At 65.8% G+C, this 17446-nt stretch carries 18 protein-coding genes; 10 read left to right on the top strand and 8 right to left on the bottom strand.

Features of this window, described 5'->3' with window-relative positions; all coding sequences use genetic code 11:
• Positions 1–45 precede the first annotated feature (45 nt).
• Positions 46–669 carry a polyhydroxyalkanoate synthesis repressor PhaR gene (phaR, locus tag AAC067_RS07190; protein ID WP_339930989.1) on the top strand — a complete coding sequence of 208 codons (624 nt, stop codon included), beginning with the start codon at positions 46–48 and terminating at the stop codon, positions 667–669.
• Positions 666–1025, top strand: a complete 360-nt coding sequence (locus AAC067_RS07185; RefSeq protein WP_339930987.1) for a hypothetical protein — start codon at positions 666–668, stop codon at positions 1023–1025. The genes phaR and AAC067_RS07185 overlap by 4 nt, the downstream gene beginning before the upstream one ends.
• A 160-nt stretch (positions 1026–1185) precedes the next feature.
• Here AAC067_RS07185 and AAC067_RS07180 read toward each other — a convergent pair whose 3' ends face one another.
• Both AAC067_RS07180 and AAC067_RS07175 read right to left on the bottom strand, forming a co-directional pair.
• Positions 1186–1611 (bottom strand): hypothetical protein, encoded by a 426-nt coding sequence (locus AAC067_RS07180; RefSeq protein WP_339930985.1) that lies wholly within the window; start codon positions 1609–1611, stop codon positions 1186–1188.
• Between the two features lie 109 nt (positions 1612–1720).
• Complete coding sequence (locus tag AAC067_RS07175; protein ID WP_339930984.1) at positions 1721–2461, bottom strand: glycosyltransferase; 741 nt, start codon at positions 2459–2461, stop codon at positions 1721–1723.
• A gap of 120 nt (positions 2462–2581) precedes the next feature.
• On the opposite strand from AAC067_RS07175, the gene AAC067_RS07170 reads away from it, so the two are divergent.
• From AAC067_RS07170 to AAC067_RS07160, 3 genes are all read left to right on the top strand, one after another.
• Positions 2582–4261, top strand: a complete 1680-nt coding sequence (locus tag AAC067_RS07170) for a glycosyltransferase family 39 protein (protein ID WP_339930982.1) — start codon at positions 2582–2584, stop codon at positions 4259–4261.
• Entirely contained in the window at positions 4258–5181 is a 924-nt protein-coding gene (locus AAC067_RS07165) for a hydroxymethylglutaryl-CoA lyase (protein WP_339930980.1), read from the top strand. The genes AAC067_RS07170 and AAC067_RS07165 overlap by 4 nt, the downstream gene beginning before the upstream one ends.
• Positions 5182–5273: 92 nt before the next feature.
• Positions 5274–6359 (top strand): glycosyltransferase family 1 protein, encoded by a 1086-nt coding sequence (locus AAC067_RS07160; RefSeq protein WP_339930978.1) that lies wholly within the window; start codon positions 5274–5276, stop codon positions 6357–6359.
• Between the two features lie 86 nt (positions 6360–6445).
• On the opposite strand, the gene AAC067_RS07155 is transcribed toward AAC067_RS07160, so the two are convergent.
• The 6 genes from AAC067_RS07155 to AAC067_RS07130 form a co-directional block, all read right to left on the bottom strand.
• Positions 6446–7660: a porin gene (locus tag AAC067_RS07155; protein WP_339930976.1), complete on the bottom strand. Its 1215-nt coding sequence runs from the start codon at positions 7658–7660 to the stop codon at positions 6446–6448.
• A gap of 252 nt (positions 7661–7912) precedes the next feature.
• Positions 7913–8974, bottom strand: coding sequence for a substrate-binding domain-containing protein (locus AAC067_RS07150; RefSeq protein ID WP_339930974.1), 1062 nt, complete (start codon positions 8972–8974; stop codon positions 7913–7915).
• Positions 8975–9052: 78 nt separating this feature from the next.
• Entirely contained in the window at positions 9053–9796 is a 744-nt protein-coding gene (gene phnE, locus AAC067_RS07145; protein WP_339931711.1) for a phosphonate ABC transporter, permease protein PhnE, read from the bottom strand.
• A gap of 107 nt (positions 9797–9903) precedes the next feature.
• Entirely contained in the window at positions 9904–10908 is a 1005-nt protein-coding gene (gene phnD, locus AAC067_RS07140) for a phosphate/phosphite/phosphonate ABC transporter substrate-binding protein (RefSeq protein ID WP_339930972.1), read from the bottom strand.
• Positions 10905–11702, bottom strand: coding sequence for a phosphonate ABC transporter ATP-binding protein (gene phnC / locus AAC067_RS07135; protein ID WP_339930971.1), 798 nt, complete (start codon positions 11700–11702; stop codon positions 10905–10907). Before phnC ends, phnD begins: the two co-directional genes overlap by 4 nt.
• Before the next feature lie 109 nt (positions 11703–11811).
• Complete coding sequence (locus tag AAC067_RS07130) at positions 11812–13050, bottom strand: DUF2254 domain-containing protein (protein WP_339930969.1); 1239 nt, start codon at positions 13048–13050, stop codon at positions 11812–11814.
• 230 nt (positions 13051–13280) lie between these two features.
• Here AAC067_RS07130 and AAC067_RS07125 point away from each other — a divergent pair, with 230 nt between their 5' ends.
• The 5 genes from AAC067_RS07125 (at position 13281) to AAC067_RS07105 (ending at position 17446) form a co-directional block, all read left to right on the top strand.
• Positions 13281–14543 (top strand): type III PLP-dependent enzyme, encoded by a 1263-nt coding sequence (locus AAC067_RS07125; protein ID WP_339930967.1) that lies wholly within the window; start codon positions 13281–13283, stop codon positions 14541–14543.
• A gap of 113 nt (positions 14544–14656) precedes the next feature.
• Positions 14657–15712: a deoxyhypusine synthase gene (locus tag AAC067_RS07120; protein ID WP_339930965.1), complete on the top strand. Its 1056-nt coding sequence runs from the start codon at positions 14657–14659 to the stop codon at positions 15710–15712.
• Positions 15713–15820: 108 nt separating this feature from the next.
• The gene (locus AAC067_RS07115; RefSeq protein WP_339930963.1) at positions 15821–16063 is read left to right on the top strand and encodes a ribonuclease; all 243 of its coding nucleotides are present in this window, start codon (positions 15821–15823) and stop codon (positions 16061–16063) included.
• Positions 16064–16283: 220 nt separating this feature from the next.
• Positions 16284–16655 (top strand): hypothetical protein, encoded by a 372-nt coding sequence (locus tag AAC067_RS07110; RefSeq protein ID WP_339930961.1) that lies wholly within the window; start codon positions 16284–16286, stop codon positions 16653–16655.
• Positions 16652–17446, top strand: coding sequence for a PA-phosphatase (locus AAC067_RS07105; protein ID WP_339930959.1), 795 nt, complete (start codon positions 16652–16654; stop codon positions 17444–17446). Before AAC067_RS07110 ends, AAC067_RS07105 begins: the two co-directional genes overlap by 4 nt.

Below are 17446 nucleotides of genomic sequence, written 5' to 3'. Positions count from 1 at the left end.
GCCCTGCGGGATAGTGCGGCATTGCAACAAAGACGGGTGCGACGCGTGGCCGAGAAAAAGTCCGGAAGCGAAAAAGGCAAGGACGGCGATACCGTCATCATCAAGAAGTACGCCAACCGGCGGCTCTACAACACCGCCACCAGCGCCTATGTGACGCTTGAAGACCTGGCGACCATGGTCCGCGAAGGCACCGATTTCGTCGTCTATGACGCCAAGAGCAACGACGATCTGACCCGTCAGATCCTGACCCAGATCATCTTCGAAGAGGAAAGCCGCGGCGAGGCCCTGCTCCCCGTCCAGTTCCTGCGCCAGCTGATCGGCTTCTACGGCGGCCAGATGCAGGGTGTCCTGCCCAGCTATCTGGAAATGTCGCTGGATTCCTTCTCCCGCCAGCAGGAGGAACTGCGCAGCCAGTTCAGCCGCACCTTCGGAGCCACCCCCGGGGCCGGGCTGATGGACGAGGCGGTCAAGCGCAACATGGCCCTGTTCGAAAAGGCCATGACGATGTGGCCCGGCTTCGCCATGGGCAATCCTGCAGCCCGGCCGGACAAGGCCACCGAGCCCGCCGGCGACGAGACACCGCGCGACCCGCTCACCGAAATGCGAAAGCAGATGGATGAGATGAAGGCCCAGATCGACCGGCTGGCCGGCGGCAAGGGCTCGCCATGACGGACGGCGTTCGCCCCATCAGTCCGGTCGAGCGGCAGGATCGCCGCGATCGCGACCGACGCGCGGCCGAACGCCGGGCCGGCTCGACGTCGCGTGAACTCGTACCATTGGGGGAAGCCGCCGATCACGCCACCCCGACAGAGGACAGCCCGGCAAGACCTGCCCCCAAGCCCGCGGCCGACCCCGGCGCGACCGCATTCGCTGCCCAGATGATCGGCCAGACCGGCCAGCGCAAAGGTTTGAAAGGTGGACCGCCGGTTCTCGGCGCAGCCCGCTCCACCTATCTGGGCACTGAATATTCCGGGCCCAACGAACGTCGCCCGGGAGCCGGCAAGGGCAAGCGCACGGACGTCTGATGCGGCGACATCCGGCGGCACGGTCCTTGCTGTGCAGGGGACCCTGTCCCGCTTTCCGGATCGCCCGCCATGTCCACGGTTCTAACCATCGCCGCCCGCGTATTTGACGTCACGGTCGTCGCCCTGATCTTCACCGCTTTCAGCTAGGCGACGAACGGCGTCAGCCGCCGCCGAAATCCAGATCCTTGCGGGCCGCGATGATGGTGACGATGAATCCGGCCAGCACATCCAGCATGACCATCACCACGATCAGGAAGAAGGTCGATGTGGCAAAGCCCTTGATCAGCAGGAACTCGACCAGGCAGGCGACGAACAGGATCATCGACAGCGCGTGATTGATGATCGCCACCTTCTGGCTCGAGGTCGACTTCAGCAGTTCGAAGAACAGCATGATCAACGCCATGAACAGGATCAGATCGCCGACGCCGACGTCCCAGTTCGCGCCTGAAGTCATCGGAATCGAGAAGATCGGGTCGCGCAGCACGGCGTCCGCCTGAAGGGCACCGGAACTGCCCATCATGCCTGACAGCACGACGATGTTGTAGATGACGACGGGTATCAGCAGCAGCGGCAGGGCGATCAGCATGGTTTGGTCCTCGACAGGCGGCCGGTCGAATGGCCGCGCTTGTTAACGACGAATACCCTCGTTCGCTCCCGGCGGCTACGCCACTTCGCCCGGCAGGCGAGTCAGACGATCAGGATGTCCCGACTTCGCGAACAACACCGGGCTGTCGAGACCGAGACTTGAGCCACATCACCCCCATCAGGTCCGAAACGGAGGCCATCAGCCGCCCCCAGTTGGTATATTTCGATTGTCCCGTCTCCCGATGCCGGTGATCGACGTCCAGATACCGGTTCTCGAAGCCTTCGCGGATGATCAGCGCCGGCAGGTAGCGATGGATGTGATCGAAATAGGGAAGACGCAGAAAAATCTCGCGCCTAAACGCCTTGAGCCCGCAGCCGGTGTCGTCGGCATCGTCCCGCAGCAGCTTCTTGCGAATGCGGTTGGCCCAGAGCGAAGCTTGGCGCTTGGCCTGGGAATCCTGGCGTCGAGCCCGTCGGCCGCCGACCAGGGCCACCGAGGGCGGGGCCGCGAGCAGGGCGTCGACGAGTTTCGGTGCATCCGCCGGCGGGTTCTGGCCGTCGCCGTCGAGGGTAACGATAATCGATCCGCGTGCGACCATCACGCCGCTGCGGACCGCCCGGCTCTGACCGGCGTTGCGGGCATGACCGAGTACCCGCAGGGCAGGCAACTCGCCCATCAATGCCTGAAGCTCGGCCAGGGTCGTGTCGCGACTGGCGTCGTCGACGAAAATCATCTCATAGGCGCGCCCGGCGAAAGCCGCGGCAATCTCGCGTGCCAGCGGTCCGGCGGCACCGGCCTCGTCATGTACCGGCACGACGACGGAGATTTCAGGCGTTTCCTTGCTTGTCATTGTCGCTCAATAGCCGAGTTTGCTGGCCGGCGGGAGCCACAAGCTGGCACAAGCGTCGCCATCCGCCGGGAGGCTCACGATGACTGACGTCGCGCGAAACAGCATGGTAGGAATGACGGCATGATGCGCCCGAACCTGGATCACCATATCGCCGGCTGGCGCGGCCCCCTGTTGGCGGCGCTGCTGACCCTGGTCGCCGGCCTGCCCGGTCTGCTGCTGCTGCCGCCGCTGGACCGTGACGAGAGCCGCTATGCCCAGGCGACGTCGCAGATGCTGGAAAGCGGCGACTATGTCGACATCCGCTTCCAGGACGAGCCGCGCTGGAAAAAGCCGGTGGGCATCTACTGGATGCAGGCCGTCGCCGTCGCGACGACCTCCCAGGTCGAGAACCGCGACATCGCCCCCTATCGCATTCCATCCCTGCTGGGCGCGATTCTGGCCGCAGCCGCCGGTGCCTGGGCCGGCGCAGCCCTGTTCGGTCAGCGGGCGGGATTCCTGGGCGGGATTCTGCTGGGAGCCACCTTCCTGCTGTCCACCGAAGCCGGCATCGCCAAGACCGACGCCATGCTATGCGGGGCCGTCACCCTGTCGATGGCGGCCCTGGCCCGAATCTATATGGCGGCGCGGGCCGACAAGCCTCCACAGAGGCTGCATAAATTGCTGTTCTGGCTGGGACTGGGCCTGTCGATTCTGATCAAGGGTCCGATCGGCCTGATCGTGATCGTTCCGGCGATGATCGCCCTTTCGGTCTGGGATCGGGACCTGTCGTGGATGCGTCGCCTCGGCTGGGGTTGGGGTCTGCCGCTGGTGGCCCTGATCGTGGGCCCGTGGGCCATCGCCATCACCATCGCCACCGACGGGGGGTTCTGGCGTGAGGCGATCGGGGGCGACCTGGCGCCAAAATTGACCGGGGCCCATGAAAGCCATGGCGGATTTCCGGGCATGTATCTGGCTCTGGCCCCGCTGCTGTTTTTTCCGGCGACCCTGATGCTGCCTGCCGCCCTGTCGACGGCCTGGCATCGACGGTCCGAACCCGCGGTACGCTTCATGGTCTGCTGGCTGGTCCCGGCCTGGCTGATCTTCGAAGCCGCCCCGACCAAGCTATGGCACTATACCCTGCCGACCTTCGGGGCCGTAGCCCTGCTCGCTGCCGCCGCCCTGACCCAGCCGATCGGCGTAATTTCAAGACGGGTGGGGGCCCTTCTGACGGTCCTCGCGGCAACCCTGATCATCGGCATCACCCTGTACGGCCTGACGGAATTCGGCACATCGACAGCCCAGACCTGGGCCGCCCTGACCATCGCCTTTACCGCGGGAGCCGCGGCGATCGGTGCCTTCCTGCTGCTGAACCGCGCAGCCACGTCCGCCGTTATCGCCTCGGTCGTGCTGGGCGTCATCGCCCACGCCGCCCTGGCGGGAACCCTGCGCCAGCTGCGCCCGCTGTCCGTTGCGCCGCGTCTGGAGGCCACCCTCGAGCACGCGGCCCTGCACCCCCGACAGGGCCGCATCACCGGTCCTGTGGCCATTACCGGCTTTCATGAGCCCAGTTTCGTCTTCCTGACCGGCCGCAGTACCGAGCTGACCGACGCCGACGGTGCGGCGCGCGCGCTGGCCGAGGGCCGTCCGGCCATCGTCGAGGCTCACGATGCCGACGCCTTCCACCAGTCCAGTGCCCGGCTCGGGGTGACCGGCCGTGCGGTCGGCGTTGTCACCGGGCACAACTATTCCAACGGCGACGACGTCAGCCTGACCGTCTATGCGCCGCCCGGCGCGCCGGACACCACCGGAGACGGGCGATGAGCCGCCGTCACATTACCATCGTCGAAGTCGGGCCGCGCGACGGTCTGCAGAACGAGCCAACGGTGTTCGAGCCCGCTGTGCGAACGGCGTTCGTACAGAAGCTGGAAGCGGCCGGAGCACGACGGATCGAAGCCGTTTCGTTCGTCCATCCCAGATATGTGCCGCAGATGGCCGGGGCAGAAGAGGTGATGGCCCTGCTGCCGCCTCGGGCCGGCCATAGCCGTATCGGGCTGGTGCTGAACGGCCGCGGCTATGACCGGGCCCTCGAAACCAGCGTGGACGAGGTCAACGTCTCCCTGTCTGTGACCGACGGCTTCGGGCTGAAGAACCAGGGTCTGACGGTAAAGGATCAGGTGGCCATGCTCGGCGACATCGTCGGGCGGCGTCACAACGCGGCCGGCCGGGTCGGCGCTGCACCATCCCTGTCCGCCACCCTGTCCTGCGTCTGGGGCTGCCCGTTCGAGGGCGAGGTCCCAGTCGAACAGGTGGCCGATCTCGTGGGTCAGGTCGCTGCGCTCGGGGTCGAGGAGATCGCCCTTGCCGATACCATAGGGGCCGGTGACCCGTGGGCCGTGACGCGGGTGATCGAGGCTGCCCGTAAGGCGGCACCGGACGCGCGACTGCGTCTGCATTTCCACGACACCCGCAATACCGGCCTGGCCAATGCCTATGCCGGCGTCGAGGCTGGAGTCGATGTGCTGGATGCCTCGGCCGGCGGCATCGGCGGCTGCCCGTTCGCGCCCGGGGCCACCGGCAATATCGCCACGGAAGACCTCGTCTACATGCTGGAGCGGGCGGGATTCTCGACCGATTATGATCTGGATTCCCTGATCACCGCGGCGGGCTGGATGGGCGAGAAGCTCGGTCGACCTGCGCCATCGGCACTCAGTCGTGCCGGCGGCTTTCCCCGTCGGACCTGATCGACGCCATACTCGTTCAGAAGTCTCGCCATCGACCTCAGGAGCGGCTAAGGCTGTCCTCCTCGCTGATGGTGAAAGCTCGCTGCCCGTCCATGCGCATAGTTCTGGCAACCGACGCCTGGGAACCCCAGGTCAATGGCGTCGTCCGCACCCTGACCCGGACCGTGGCTGAATGCCGCGCCATGGGCCATGAAGTCGAGGTCATCCGGCCCGACCAGTTCAAGACAATTCCCTGCCCGACCTATCCGGAGATCCGGCTGGCGTTAGGCGCGGAGGAAGAGATTCGCGAACGCCTGCGCGCCTTTGAACCCGAAGCGGTTCACATTGCCACCGAGGGGCCGATCGGCATCGCGACCCGACGGATCTGTGTCGAGTGGAAGCTGCCCTTCACCACCAGCTACCACACCAAATTCCCGGAATATGTTTCGGCCCGTTTCCCGATCCCGGTCCAGGTCGGCTACGCCTATATGAAATGGTTCCACAAGCCGTCCGGCCGGTTGATGGTGGCGACCCCGACCCTGCGTGACGAACTGGTCGAGCACGGCTTCAGGAACGTCTCGCCGTGGTCGCGCGGCGTCGACACCGAACAGTTCAACCCGGACCTGCCGCGTATCTACGACGAAATGGGCGGCAAGGACTGGCCCCGCCCCTTCTTCCTCAACGTCGGCCGCGTGGCGGTCGAAAAGAACATCGAGGCCTTTCTCGAGATCGATCTTCCGGGCACCAAGATCGTCGTCGGCGACGGACCCGCCCGCGCCGACCTGGCGACCCGCTATCCCGAGGCCAAATTCCTCGGAGCCCGGTTCGGCGAGGAATTGGCGCGTTGTTTCCGGGACGCCGACGTCTTCGTCTTCCCCAGCTGGACCGACACCTTTGGACTGGTGATCCTCGAAGCCATGGCCACCGGCACACCTGTCGCGGCCTTTCCCGCGCACGGACCGATCGACATCATTCCCGGCTCGGGTGCCGGCGCGATCGGCGACGATCTGCAGGCCGCCTGCCTGGAGGCTCTGAAATGTGATCGTGCCGACGTACGGGCCTATGCGGAGAAATTCAGCTGGCGCGCCTCGGCAGAACAGTTCGTCGAAAACCTGCAGCCCTACCCCGAACCCGAGCGCGGCCGCTTCTGGCGGCGTCTGCGGCGCATCGCCCGCCTCCGCCGCAAGGTCGCCGCCTGATCCTGTCGTCAAAAGGCCCCGAACGGTAAGCCGTTCGGGGCCTTTTCGAGCGTGACCTCGCCGTGCGAGGTTGAACGCGGACCAGCTCAGAAGTCGAACTGACCGCGGAGCTGCAGCGTCTTCACATCGACGTCGGCGGTCGCCACCTGGGCATCGTTATTTGCGTCGGTGTAGTTGGCCATGAAGCGGACGTAAGGGAACGGGTACCAGGTCGCGCCGAGGGTCACGGCGGAGTACTGGCCCGCCGTGGCGACCCCTGCGAACCCGGTCAGGTCGACATTGTCGTAGCGCACGGCCAGCTCGACCGCGCCGGGGCCGCCCTGAGTAACAGGCCGGCGGATCTTGACCCGGCCGAACTTGCCATCGGCGGCGTCGTAGTTGCGCTGCTCGCCTGTCGGGAAGAACGAAGCCATGACGTAGTAGCCACGCGCGTCGGCCTTGCCGCCGCCGGTCAGGTCGGCGTTGACGCCGGCCCATTCACCCTGGAGCGAGACGCTGCGCCACACACCGGCGGCTTCCAGCCCGTAGGTGGTGTCCTTGTCTCCGGCCCCGAGCGGGGACGAACCGGCGTCGGTGTAGCGGTCGCCGTAGTTGGTGTTGTTGCGCACGCGATAGCGGAAGGCCGAGTCGTCGTGACGGTCGCGCATCCGGGCCCAGGCCCCGAGGTGGATCTTGACGTCATCGCTGACGACCGGGGCGAAATGGCCGCGCACGAAGGCACCGGTCTGTTCGTCACCGGCGACCGAGGTGTCATTGATTGAATCGCCATGAATGCCGCCGGTCACCGACCAGTTGTCGCCGCCGGTACGGGCCGACAGGGTCATGACCCGGCCAGCACCTATCAGGTCGTTGAATGGCCCGCGCTCCATGAAGGTGGTGTAGCGCGAGGAGGTAAGGTTCTCGAGCGACAGGCTCTTGTAGTTGCCGACCTTGATTTCGGTGTGGTCCGACGGCGAATACGTCAGGGCCAGATCGTCCCAGGTGGCCTCGCCGTTGCCGATACTGACCTCGGCGACATAGGCCCATTGATCGCTGTAGGTGCCCTGAACGCCGAGGCGTGCGGTGCGCAGTCGGCTTTCCGAGGCGCTGAAATCCGTGCCCGTGGCGCGGTCGACGTCCTGGCTGACGTAATCGAAATAGACCCGTCCGCGCGGTTTGAAGGTGAACTCGCCCCACTGAAACTGCGGCGCGCCCTTCCAGGTGATGGTGGTGGCCGGCGCAGTATCCTGGGCCTGGGCGACGCCCCCAAGCGCCGTGGCGAGGACGAGCGCGACGCTCGCCGTAAGGGTGTGATGTCGCATCAAGCGGACTCCTGTGTTGGTTGCCCCGTCCGGCGCTTCGCGACCGGCTACAGTCCCGGTTTAGCCGGCACCGACGACGGTTTTTTTCCAGTCCGGCGACGGGTTGGTGAGGATCGCGTGACCGAAATGCGAGGCTGGTGTTTCGTCCGCGTTACAGGGGTCCGGCGGTTTGATGACAGTGCCGGTGGCGACACGAAAAACGCCGCGGACCCAGAGGCCCGCGGCGCTGTTCACCGTCCGTTTTTGGGGCGTCTATTTTGCCGGAGCGGTCATCGGCGTCATGGCCGCGGCAATGGCCCGCTGCGCAGCCAACTGGTCAACCGGCAGCGGCACCAGTCCCCGATCCTGCAGATAGCCGCCACGCCCGGCTGAAGCCTCCGACATGAACTCCTGCACAAACTGCTGCAGGCCCGGCGTTACGCCGATGTGGGCCTTCTTGACGTAGATGTAGAGGCTGCGGGCCAGCGGATAGCTGCCGTCCGCGATGGTTTCGACAGTCGGCGCGATACCGTCGATGGTCTCGGCCTTCACCGTGTCCATGTTCTGCTCAAGGAACGAGAAGCCGAACACGCCCAGCGACCCCGGTGTGCGCGACAGCGTCTGAACAATAGCGTTGTCGTTTTCGCCGGCATCAATCCAGGAACCGTCCTCACGCAGGGTGTGGGCCAGGACCTCGAAGCGGTCCTTGTCAGACGCCTTGACCGCAGCCAACGCCGGGATTAGGGCCGCACCGGGCGCCATGCCCAGTTCAAGGAAGGCGTCGCGGGTGCCGGAGGTCGGCGGCGGGCCATAGACCTGAATACGCTGGTTCGGAAGGGCAGGGTTGACCATGTTCCAGGTCGTCGCGGGGTTGGCAACGAAACCGTCGCCGCCGGGCACCTCCTTGGCCAGGCCCTGATACAGGTCCTGAAGACGGAAGTTGAAGCCGTTGCCGTCGCGCGCGGTGGCGATGACGATCCCGTCAAAGCCGACCTTCAGCTCTACAATGTCTGTGACGCCGTTGGCCTGGCACATCGCGAACTCGGAGGCCTTCATTGGCCGCGAGGCATTGGCGATGTCCGGCGTGGTCGGGCCGATGCCCTGGCAGAACGCCTGAATGCCGCCGCCGGTGCCCAGCGATTCCACGCGAGGCGCAGCACCGCTCGAGGCGCGGGCAAAATTCTCGGCCACGCGGGTCGCGAACGGAAAGACGGTCGATGAACCCGCTGCCCAGATGCCTGCGCGGGCCCCGTCGCCACCGCTGCCACCGTTTCCACAACCCGCCACGGCGAGCAGGGCCACGGCCGAGACGGCCATCATAAGCTTGGAAGTCATGATCAATTCTCCGAACATTATATGTCAGACAGGCTTAGATCAGACATATATGACGGCCAGCGCGCGCCTTTGTGACACTCAGAGCAAGCGTTTGCGCATGATCTGCGACAGGGTGTCGATCAGGGTCACCGCCACGACGATGACGATCGCGATCGCCGAAACCTCGGCGTATTTGAAGCCCTGGATATCCTCGAACAGCAGCTGGCCGATACCACCGGCCCCGATCAGACCCAGGACTGTCGCCGCCCGGCTGTTGGATTCGAACCGGTAGAGGGCGAACGAGGTCCACAGCGGGGCCACCTGCGGGATCACACCCCAGACGATCTCGAGCAGGGGCGTGGCCCCCGTGGCGCGCACGCCCTCGACAGGGCCCTTGTCGATCGACTCCACGGCCTCCGAGAACAGCTTGGCCAGAACGCCGCCGGTATTGAGCGCCAAAGCCAGGACACCCGCCAGCGGGCCGAGGCCCACGGCGACAATGAACAGGGTGGCGATCACCAGGTCGGGAATGGAGCGCAGCAGGTCCATGACCCGCCGGACCGGCCAGACGACCCAGGGCGGCGCGATATTACGCGCCGCCGCCAGACCCAGGGGCACGGCGATAAACACGGCGATGAAGGTACCCCACAGGGCAATCTGCACAGTCAGCCACATCAGGCCGACCAGATGCTGCCAATTGCTGAAGTCGGGCTTCAGTAGCTCCCGCCCGTAGGTCCGGATGCTTTCCTGGTTGGTGACCAGCTTGGGCAGATTGGCCATGTCGACCTTGTCGAAGCTGATCAGCAGCACGACGGCAATACCGCCCCACAACAGCAGGTCCATCAGCCAGGCCGACAGCGATTTCGACGGTGGCCGCGGGACCTCGCCGGTCGCGCCCACGGGCCGACCGCCCACAGCCGCCGCAGCGGCAGCGGTTTTCGGGGTCTCGCTCAAGGTTGGACCTCACGCTTGGAGCGCAAGGCCGCCAGGGCGCGTTCAGCGGCGGTGACGGCCGTCTGGTCACCCTTGGCACGGGCTTCGGACAGCTGCTGGTCCGCAATCATTTCGCGAACGGGGTCGAGGTAGCCGTCATCGGCGGCGCGGAACATCGAATAGTTCAGCGTCGCGAGAACCTGGCGTTGACGCTCGGCATCGGGGCCGTCGCCCTGGCCGTAGGTCAGGAAGAAGCTGCGGATCTTCTCCTTGAGGACCGGGTCGAGGTCCTCACGGATCACGATCCCGGACTCCGGGATCGGCGGCGAGATCCAGATGTCCTGCAGCTGGCTGGCCAGGTGCGGGTTTTCCCGCATCATGAAGATGGTGTTGATCGTGTTCGATGTGGCGATATCCACGACGCCGGTCGCCACGGCAAAGGCGTTGGCCTGGTGGCTGGCCGAACGCATGGTCTTGAAGCACTGACCGGGCTGAATACCGCGGGGATTGAACAGGAATGTCATGGGCGCGAGCGTGCCCGAGGTCGACTGGGCGTCACCGATGCCGAAATCATAGACCTTGCCGCACGCCAGAACCTTGTCCAGCGTGATGCCAGAGCCCTTCCTGACGATCAGGGTAGATTGATAGCTGTCACGCCCTTCCGGATCGACGATGCGGGCGATCACCTCGCCCTGGGCCCGGTCGACCGCCTCAAGGGCCGGCTTGGCCGAGAACCAGGCGACCTGGGTCTGGTTGAAGCGCATCGCCTCGATCAGAACATTGTAGTTGCCGGCAAAGAAGGGCTTCACCGGCACACCGATGGCCTTGGACATGTCGTCAAGCAACGGTTGCCACAGCGGTCCCGAGGACGCCTGGCCCTCGGCCGACAGAATCGAGAAGGTGATTTCCGTCGGTGCACCTGCGGCCGTGTCTTCGCCCTTGCCGCACGACGCGAGGCCCAGGGCCAGGACGGCAACACCGGCGACAGCGGCCAGGCGGCGGGTGAACAGGGTATGGGTCATGCCTTGGCTTCCCAGAACGCGTCCTCAAACTCGGGACCGTAGATGTCGATAAGGCGGTTGGTGTCGAGGCCCGTCGTCGGGCCGTCATACACAATCTTGCCCTCCTGGAGGGCGATGACCCGATCGCAATAGCGGATGGCATAATCGACCTGGTGCAGGGTCACGATCACGCCGAGACCGTCGCGTTTGTTGAGCTCGACCAGCAGTTCCATGACCTTGCGGGCGGAAACGGGATCAAGGGAAGCGACCGGCTCGTCTGCGAGAATAGCCTTGGCGCCCTGGACGAGGGCGCGAGCGATGGCCCCACGCTGTTGCTGGCCACCCGACAGGGTATTCGCCCGCTGTCCGGCGTAGTCGGCAACGCCGACCCTGTGCAGGGCAGCCATGGCCGTGGCCTTGTCGGCAGCGGGCCACAGACCCAGCATGCAGCGCCAACCCGGCAGACGGCCCAATGAGCCCAGCATGACGTTGGAGAACAGGGACAGTCTGCCGACCAGATTGAACTGCTGGAAGATCATGCCCAGCTTGCCGCGCGCGGCACGAACCCGGCCGGTGACGTGACCGTTCTTCTGAACCACCTCGCCGAACACCTCGATCGTGCCCTTGCCGGGATCAATGCTCTGCAGGCCGGTGATTGAACGCAGGAGCGTCGACTTGCCGGAACCGGAAGGACCGATCAGGGCGACCATTTCTCCGGCGGCAACCTCGACGGACACACCGTTGAGCGCCTTGCGGGAACCGAAGGTCTTTGACACATCGCGCACGGAAGCGACGGCGGCGGCGGATGAGCTCATGGACTCGCTGATGGCGGTTGCAGGGCTGCGCCGCATGACGCGCGAAACGCGCTTCGGCAAGTCTTAATGACACGGCGGCGTCGATTTCGTCCAGTGCGACGCATCGAAGTCAGGGAATGATTGCCTTGAGCCGCGCCCGGTCATGCGAAGACCCCAGCGCCGCCATCGATCGTTTCAGGGACTCCTTGCCGAGCTGGGCTGCAGCACGGCCCAACGGGGCCTGCTCCGATCCGAGTGAATTCAGCGCCAGCTGCAGCTGGGTCGCCACCAGTAGATCGCCCGCTCCATAGCGGATCAGGGGGCCAAAGACGTCATCGAGCATGTCGACTTCCAGCAGGGGGCGGGCGCGCAGGCGATCATGCGTCACCTCCGCTTCTGCAGGCACGGCCTCCCGGGCCTGGCACCACGCGTCCAGCAAGCGCACACCGGTGGTCGCAATCTCGACGGCGGTTCCCGGGTCGTTGACACCGGGCGACAGCGCCTTGCCCGCAATCTCCCCGAGGACCGTCAAGGCAAATCGGGGGTCCTGATCAAACGACCGTGATCGTCCCAGGGTGAAGGCGGCGCAGAACCGGCCCTGCAGGTCGTCATTCGCCTCGGCCAGGTCGAGGCGGCACAGAACCTCGCCGCGGCGCACGAAGGTGCCGGGACCGGCTACCACCTCGACATCGGCACCGGCCGTCTCGGCGGCGCGCTGCAGATGGTCCGGATCCACATTCTGGACATACCCCGTCTTTGGACTGAGGATGGCCATTGCCTGCGGCCCCAGGGTCCCGGCCCGCCCCCCAAGATGCGGACGGGCGGCCGCTTCAAGCAGAGCCCGGGTGCCGCGTTCCTCAACGAGTTCGATCATGTGTCCCAACCGGGCCAGGCTGGACAGGCGGTTGATCCAGGCCAACAGACGGAAGGCGACGAGGCCGACTACGGCCAGGCTGGTGAGAAAGAGCACCGCCCGTCCCGCAGCCGCATAGTAGTGGGCGTTGATCGCCGTGACCCCGACGATGGCATAGAGAAAGGCCCCGACGAAGGTGGCGAGCGATTTCTGCGTCGCGTCGTCGCCGGTGACCAGGGAGGCCACGCGCGGCGTGGCGGCGCTCGAGACTGCGGTATAGGCCGTGACCATCGCCCCGAGCGAAAAGGTCGCGACCGCCAGCAGACTCGACGCCAGGATGGTCAGGACCTGCTCGACCGACTCCCCGCCGAAGCGATCCGCCATTTCGCTCGGGACCAGCGGGGCCGCCACGACCGCAGCCAAGGCCGCGACGACGCCGAACACCGCATAGAGCCCGGCGCGAAACCATAACTCCTGGGTCGTACGTCTCCAGACAAACAGCCAACGATTCATCATTCTCCCCCTGCCCCGACGCCGCCTTTCCGACGGGCCCGGAACAACGGGAACGCGCCGGCACACGGAGGGTTCTATACAGGGTGAGAGGGTCGACTCCGGCCCTGAAACACAAAATCGCCGCTTTACTTTCCGGCCTCACGACCCTACATGGCCCTTTCCGGCGGACCCCGTGGTCTGATCTTGCGCTGCTAACGCCGGCTGGGTTCAACAATTACAGGGGTTTACGTGAATTGCGCACGTATCCATTTCCCCTGGACCTGGTCCGTGAGCGGTCCCCCGAGCGTCCCGTCGCACTTGTGCGGCCGCGTTCGGTTTCCGTAGCGGCGCGCTGGTTCCAGGACAATCTGAAAGCGGACGTCTTCTATGCGGTGAAGGCAAACCCTTCGCGCTGGGTCATCGAGACCCTGGTCGCGGAAGGCGTCAACGCGTTCGACGTCGCCTCGCTCGCCGAGATCGAACTGGTGCGTTCGGTCAGCGCCGACGCGCGTCTGGCCTTCATGCATCCGGTCAAGAGCCGCAACGCCATCACCCGCGCCTATTTCGATCTGGCCGTGCGCACCTTTGCACTCGACAGCCATGATGAGCTGGAGAAGATCCTCGACGCCACCGGTGGTGCCAAGGACCTGAATCTGATCGTGCGCATGGCCGTCGCCACCGACGGTGCTGCCTACACGCTGTCGGGCAAGTTCGGCGTCACGCCGGACCAGGCCCCCGCCCTGCTGCTGGCTACGCGTCGCGCTGTGGTCGACGGCCTGATGGGCGTCAGCTTCCACGTCGGCAGCCAGTGCATGCGCCCCAGCGCCTACCAGGCCGCCATGGCCCAGGTCGGACGCTCGATCAGCCGCGCCGGTGTGTTCGTCGACATCGTCGATGTCGGCGGCGGTTTCCCCTCGGTCTATCCGGGCATGGTTCCGCCCGACATGAGCGAATACGCCGACGCCATCCACCGCGGTTTCAACGACATGCCGGTGTCCGAGACGACCGAACTGTGGTGCGAGCCCGGCCGGGCACTGGTCGCCGAGTCCTCGTCGGTCCTGTGCCGTGTCGACCTGCGCAAGGGCGACGCCCTTTACCTGAACGACGGCAGCTATGGTTCGCTGTTCGATGCGACGCACTCGCGCTGGCCCTTCCCGGTCAAGCTGGTGCGCGATGCCGAGGCCGCGAGCGATCTCAAGCCGTTCCAGTTCTATGGACCGACCTGCGATTCGATCGATCACATGCCCGGACCGTTCTGGCTGCCGGCCGATATCCGTGAAGGCGACTTCATCGAGATCGGCATGCTGGGTGCCTATGGCGTCGCCATGTCGACCGGTTTCAACGGCTATGGCGAGCATGAGCTGGCCATGGTCGAGGACGCCCCGATGGCCTCGCTCTACGGCCTCGCACCCCGCTCCATACCGACCGTGCGCACCACGGCCGAAGAGCAGGCCCGCAAGATCGTTCGCCTGTCGCGCCCCAAGGGCAAGGCCGGCGTACGCAAGCGTAAACGCTGATCCCAGGCTGACGCGTAAGCGTCCCTCAGCTATCTAACCAAGCAGCGGCCCGTCGCTCCGTCCGGGCCGCTGCAGTTTTCAGACGGGCGCTCAAATCCAGGGAACCCCGCGAGATGACCGCACCCGTCCAGTCCAACACCAAGGCCCAGCTGCTTCAGAACACGGTCGAGCACATCGACATCACCAGCTTCGACGCGCGGCCGATCGTCGACGCCATGCGCAAGATGTCGTTCTCGAGCCGTGACACGGCCCGCGCCGCCGACATCTTCTCGATGGCCATCGAGGACAAGGACTGCTCACCGTGGCTGATCCTGGCCGGCTCCACCTCGGCCGGCGGCTGCATGCACGTGTACCGCGACATGGTGAAATTCGGCATGATCGACGCCGTGGTCGCCACCGGGGCCTCGATTGTCGACATGGACTTCTTCGAGGCCCTCGGCTTCAAACACTACCAGGCCGCCGGCGAGGTGGACGACAACGTCCTGCGCGATAACTATATCGACCGAATCTACGACACCTATATCAACGAGGAAGAGCTCCAGGCCTGCGATCACACCATTCTGGAGATCTGCAACCGGCTGGAGCCGCGCGGTTATTCCTCGCGCGAGTTCATCTGGGAGATGGGCAAGTGGCTGTCTGAAGGGAACGCCAAGAAGGAAGGGTCGCTGATCCAGACCGCCTATGAAGAGGGCGTGCCGATCTTCTGCCCGGCCTTCGTCGACTCCTCGGCCGGCTTCGGTCTGGTCAAGCACCAGAAGGAGCGGATTGCGGCCAAACAACCCTATCTGATGATCGACGCCGTGGCCGATTTCCGCGAACTGACCGACATCAAGATCGCGGCGGGCGTCACCGGCCTGTTCATGGTCGGTGGCGGCGTGCCGAAGAATTTTGCCCAGGACACCGTGGTTTGCGCCGAGATCCTCGGCGTCGAGGCCGAGATGCACCGCTATGCGGTCCAGATCACCGTCGCCGATGTGCGCGACGGGGCCTGTTCATCTTCGACGCTGAAAGAGGCCGCCTCCTGGGGCAAGGTCCAGACCACGCATGAGCAGATGGTCTTCGCCGAAGCCACCACGGTAGTGCCGTTGATCGGCTCGGACGCCTATCACCGGGGAAGCTGGAAGAACCGCGACAAGCGCCGCTGGAACAAGCTTTTCGCCAAGGGCTGAGGCGAACTCCGGGTACGCCATACAAGGGGCCGGGACTCTGTTCCGGCCCTTTCTGTATCGGGAACTCACCGACCGGCGACGGCTTAGAGTCCCGAGAGGATACTGACCATGCCCGACACACCCCGCCCCGCCGCCCACCAGCCGGCCCCGCACACCGAACCCGACATGGGAGCAGAGGCGCTGACCCTGGCGCTTTCCGGCTCCGACGGCGGATCGGATACCCGCGCCGGCTCCCTGCGCGGTGGCTCGGCCTCCGGCTCGGACATCGATCCGGACCAGGACCGGATCAACGCCGCCCTGGCCAAACAGGGGCAGGCGGCGGCTGCGGATCGGGATCACGACGCAGGGTGAGATCAGCGACGACACGGTGCCGCCTTGTCGTCGCCGCATCGATGGGCCACGGTGATCTCATAATCAGAACAGTCTCAAGGGCGTACAGCGGATGAAGCGGAGCACGGCAATCGCCTTCGTGGCGATGGCAACCTCGCTCACGGGTTGCGGAAACGGCGACGCGTCGGCCGAGCGCCCGAGCGCGCCCGAAGCCTCCGCCGCGACGATCACTTCAGCGACCGTGACCGCTGAACCCGCCGGTCCCGCGGCCGCAGCCCCGACCCCGGCGGTCAAGACTTCCGACGTTCCCGCCTTCGCTGCCGTCTATCCCGGGGGACAGGTCTCCGGCGCACCGACCGTGGCGGATGGCCCGGACGGTTCCGGCGGCATTGTTTCATTCACGACCAACGCCGATCCGGACACCGTCGTCGCCTGGTATCGCCAGAAGGCCGAAGCTGCGGGCCTGTCTTCGATCATGGGCATGAACCAGGGCAAGGCCCGCGCCTATGGCGCTGCGGCGGCCGACAATGCGGGCACGAGCCTGAGGGTCGTGGCCGACCCCATCGACGACGATTCCACGTCGGTCCAGCTGACCTGGAGCACCGGGCGGTGACTCCGAAGAGCGGCGCGACCCTTGCGGTTGCGGCGCTGCTGCTGGTCGCCTGTGCCAACCTGCCTGAAACGGCCCCCGTGCCCGAGGTGGCCCTGACCGGCTATCTGCCGGATACGATCAGCGAACAACTGGCAGCGACCATGCTGCCGGGCCCGTCCGATATCTCATCGCAGGACCGCGCCGGGTCCGAGGGCTATCGCGCGCTGGAAGGTGGGGATCGCTGGCTGATGGCGATCACCCATACCGAGTTGAGACCCCCGTACGCCGCGCAACATTTTGACTGCGCCATCGGGGCCCGGATGACGGCCCGGCCAATGCCGGCCCTGACCCGGCTGATGACCCGTTTGCAGATTGATGCGGTGGCCGTGGGCAGCATCGCCCGGGACCGGAGTCCCCGTCTTCGCCCAGCAGCAGTCGATCCGCAGCGCCGCGTCTGCCTGCGCCTGACCGAGGCCGGGCGGACATCCCCCTCCTGGCCGTCGATCGCCGCGGCCGTCGGCACCGCCTATGGCGACCTGTTCAGCAATCTGGTTCCGGCGCGGTCAGACGCGATCCAGAGGATCGGCCAGGAGATCGGCGTCAGCCGCGCGGTTTGCGCCCTGGACTGGCCCAGTGACGTGTCGGCGGGCCAGCAGCTGGGCCATGCCGTCCATGACGCAGCGGCGGCGACGCCGGAATTCCAGGCCGATCTCGCCCTGGCCCGGATCGAGGTGGCCGCGGCCCGTGCACCGGGCCTGGAAAGCCCGGGCTGTGCCGCCGAACGCCGGCTGTTCCCGGCTCAGTCCCGGTAG

The organism is uncultured Brevundimonas sp. (assembly GCF_963977465.1).
GTDB lineage: Bacteria > Pseudomonadota > Alphaproteobacteria > Caulobacterales > Caulobacteraceae > Brevundimonas.
The sequence above is the reverse complement of the archived record's forward strand: the minus strand, read 5'-3'. Positions and strand labels throughout refer to the sequence as shown.

What these genes read in the sequence shown, in the direction of transcription:
- AAC067_RS07185 (WP_339930987.1), top strand. Translation starts at nt 666, where the DNA reads ATGACGGACGGCGTTCGCCCCATCAGTCCGGTCGAGCGGCAGGATCGC.
- AAC067_RS07180 (WP_339930985.1), bottom strand. Translation starts at nt 1,611, where the DNA reads ATGCTGATCGCCCTGCCGCTGCTGCTGATACCCGTCGTCATCTACAAC.
- AAC067_RS07175 (WP_339930984.1), bottom strand. Translation starts at nt 2,461, where the DNA reads ATGACAAGCAAGGAAACGCCTGAAATCTCCGTCGTCGTGCCGGTACAT.
- AAC067_RS07170 (WP_339930982.1), top strand. Translation starts at nt 2,582, where the DNA reads ATGATGCGCCCGAACCTGGATCACCATATCGCCGGCTGGCGCGGCCCC.
- AAC067_RS07165 (WP_339930980.1), top strand. Translation starts at nt 4,258, where the DNA reads ATGAGCCGCCGTCACATTACCATCGTCGAAGTCGGGCCGCGCGACGGT.
- AAC067_RS07160 (WP_339930978.1), top strand. Translation starts at nt 5,274, where the DNA reads ATGCGCATAGTTCTGGCAACCGACGCCTGGGAACCCCAGGTCAATGGC.
- AAC067_RS07155 (WP_339930976.1), bottom strand. Translation starts at nt 7,660, where the DNA reads ATGCGACATCACACCCTTACGGCGAGCGTCGCGCTCGTCCTCGCCACG.
- AAC067_RS07150 (WP_339930974.1), bottom strand. Translation starts at nt 8,974, where the DNA reads ATGACTTCCAAGCTTATGATGGCCGTCTCGGCCGTGGCCCTGCTCGCC.
- phnE (WP_339931711.1), bottom strand. Translation starts at nt 9,796, where the DNA reads ATGGACCTGCTGTTGTGGGGCGGTATTGCCGTCGTGCTGCTGATCAGC.
- phnD (WP_339930972.1), bottom strand. Translation starts at nt 10,908, where the DNA reads ATGACCCATACCCTGTTCACCCGCCGCCTGGCCGCTGTCGCCGGTGTT.
- phnC (WP_339930971.1), bottom strand. Translation starts at nt 11,702, where the DNA reads ATGAGCTCATCCGCCGCCGCCGTCGCTTCCGTGCGCGATGTGTCAAAG.
- AAC067_RS07130 (WP_339930969.1), bottom strand. Translation starts at nt 13,050, where the DNA reads ATGATGAATCGTTGGCTGTTTGTCTGGAGACGTACGACCCAGGAGTTA.
- AAC067_RS07120 (WP_339930965.1), top strand. Translation starts at nt 14,657, where the DNA reads ATGACCGCACCCGTCCAGTCCAACACCAAGGCCCAGCTGCTTCAGAAC.
- AAC067_RS07115 (WP_339930963.1), top strand. Translation starts at nt 15,821, where the DNA reads ATGCCCGACACACCCCGCCCCGCCGCCCACCAGCCGGCCCCGCACACC.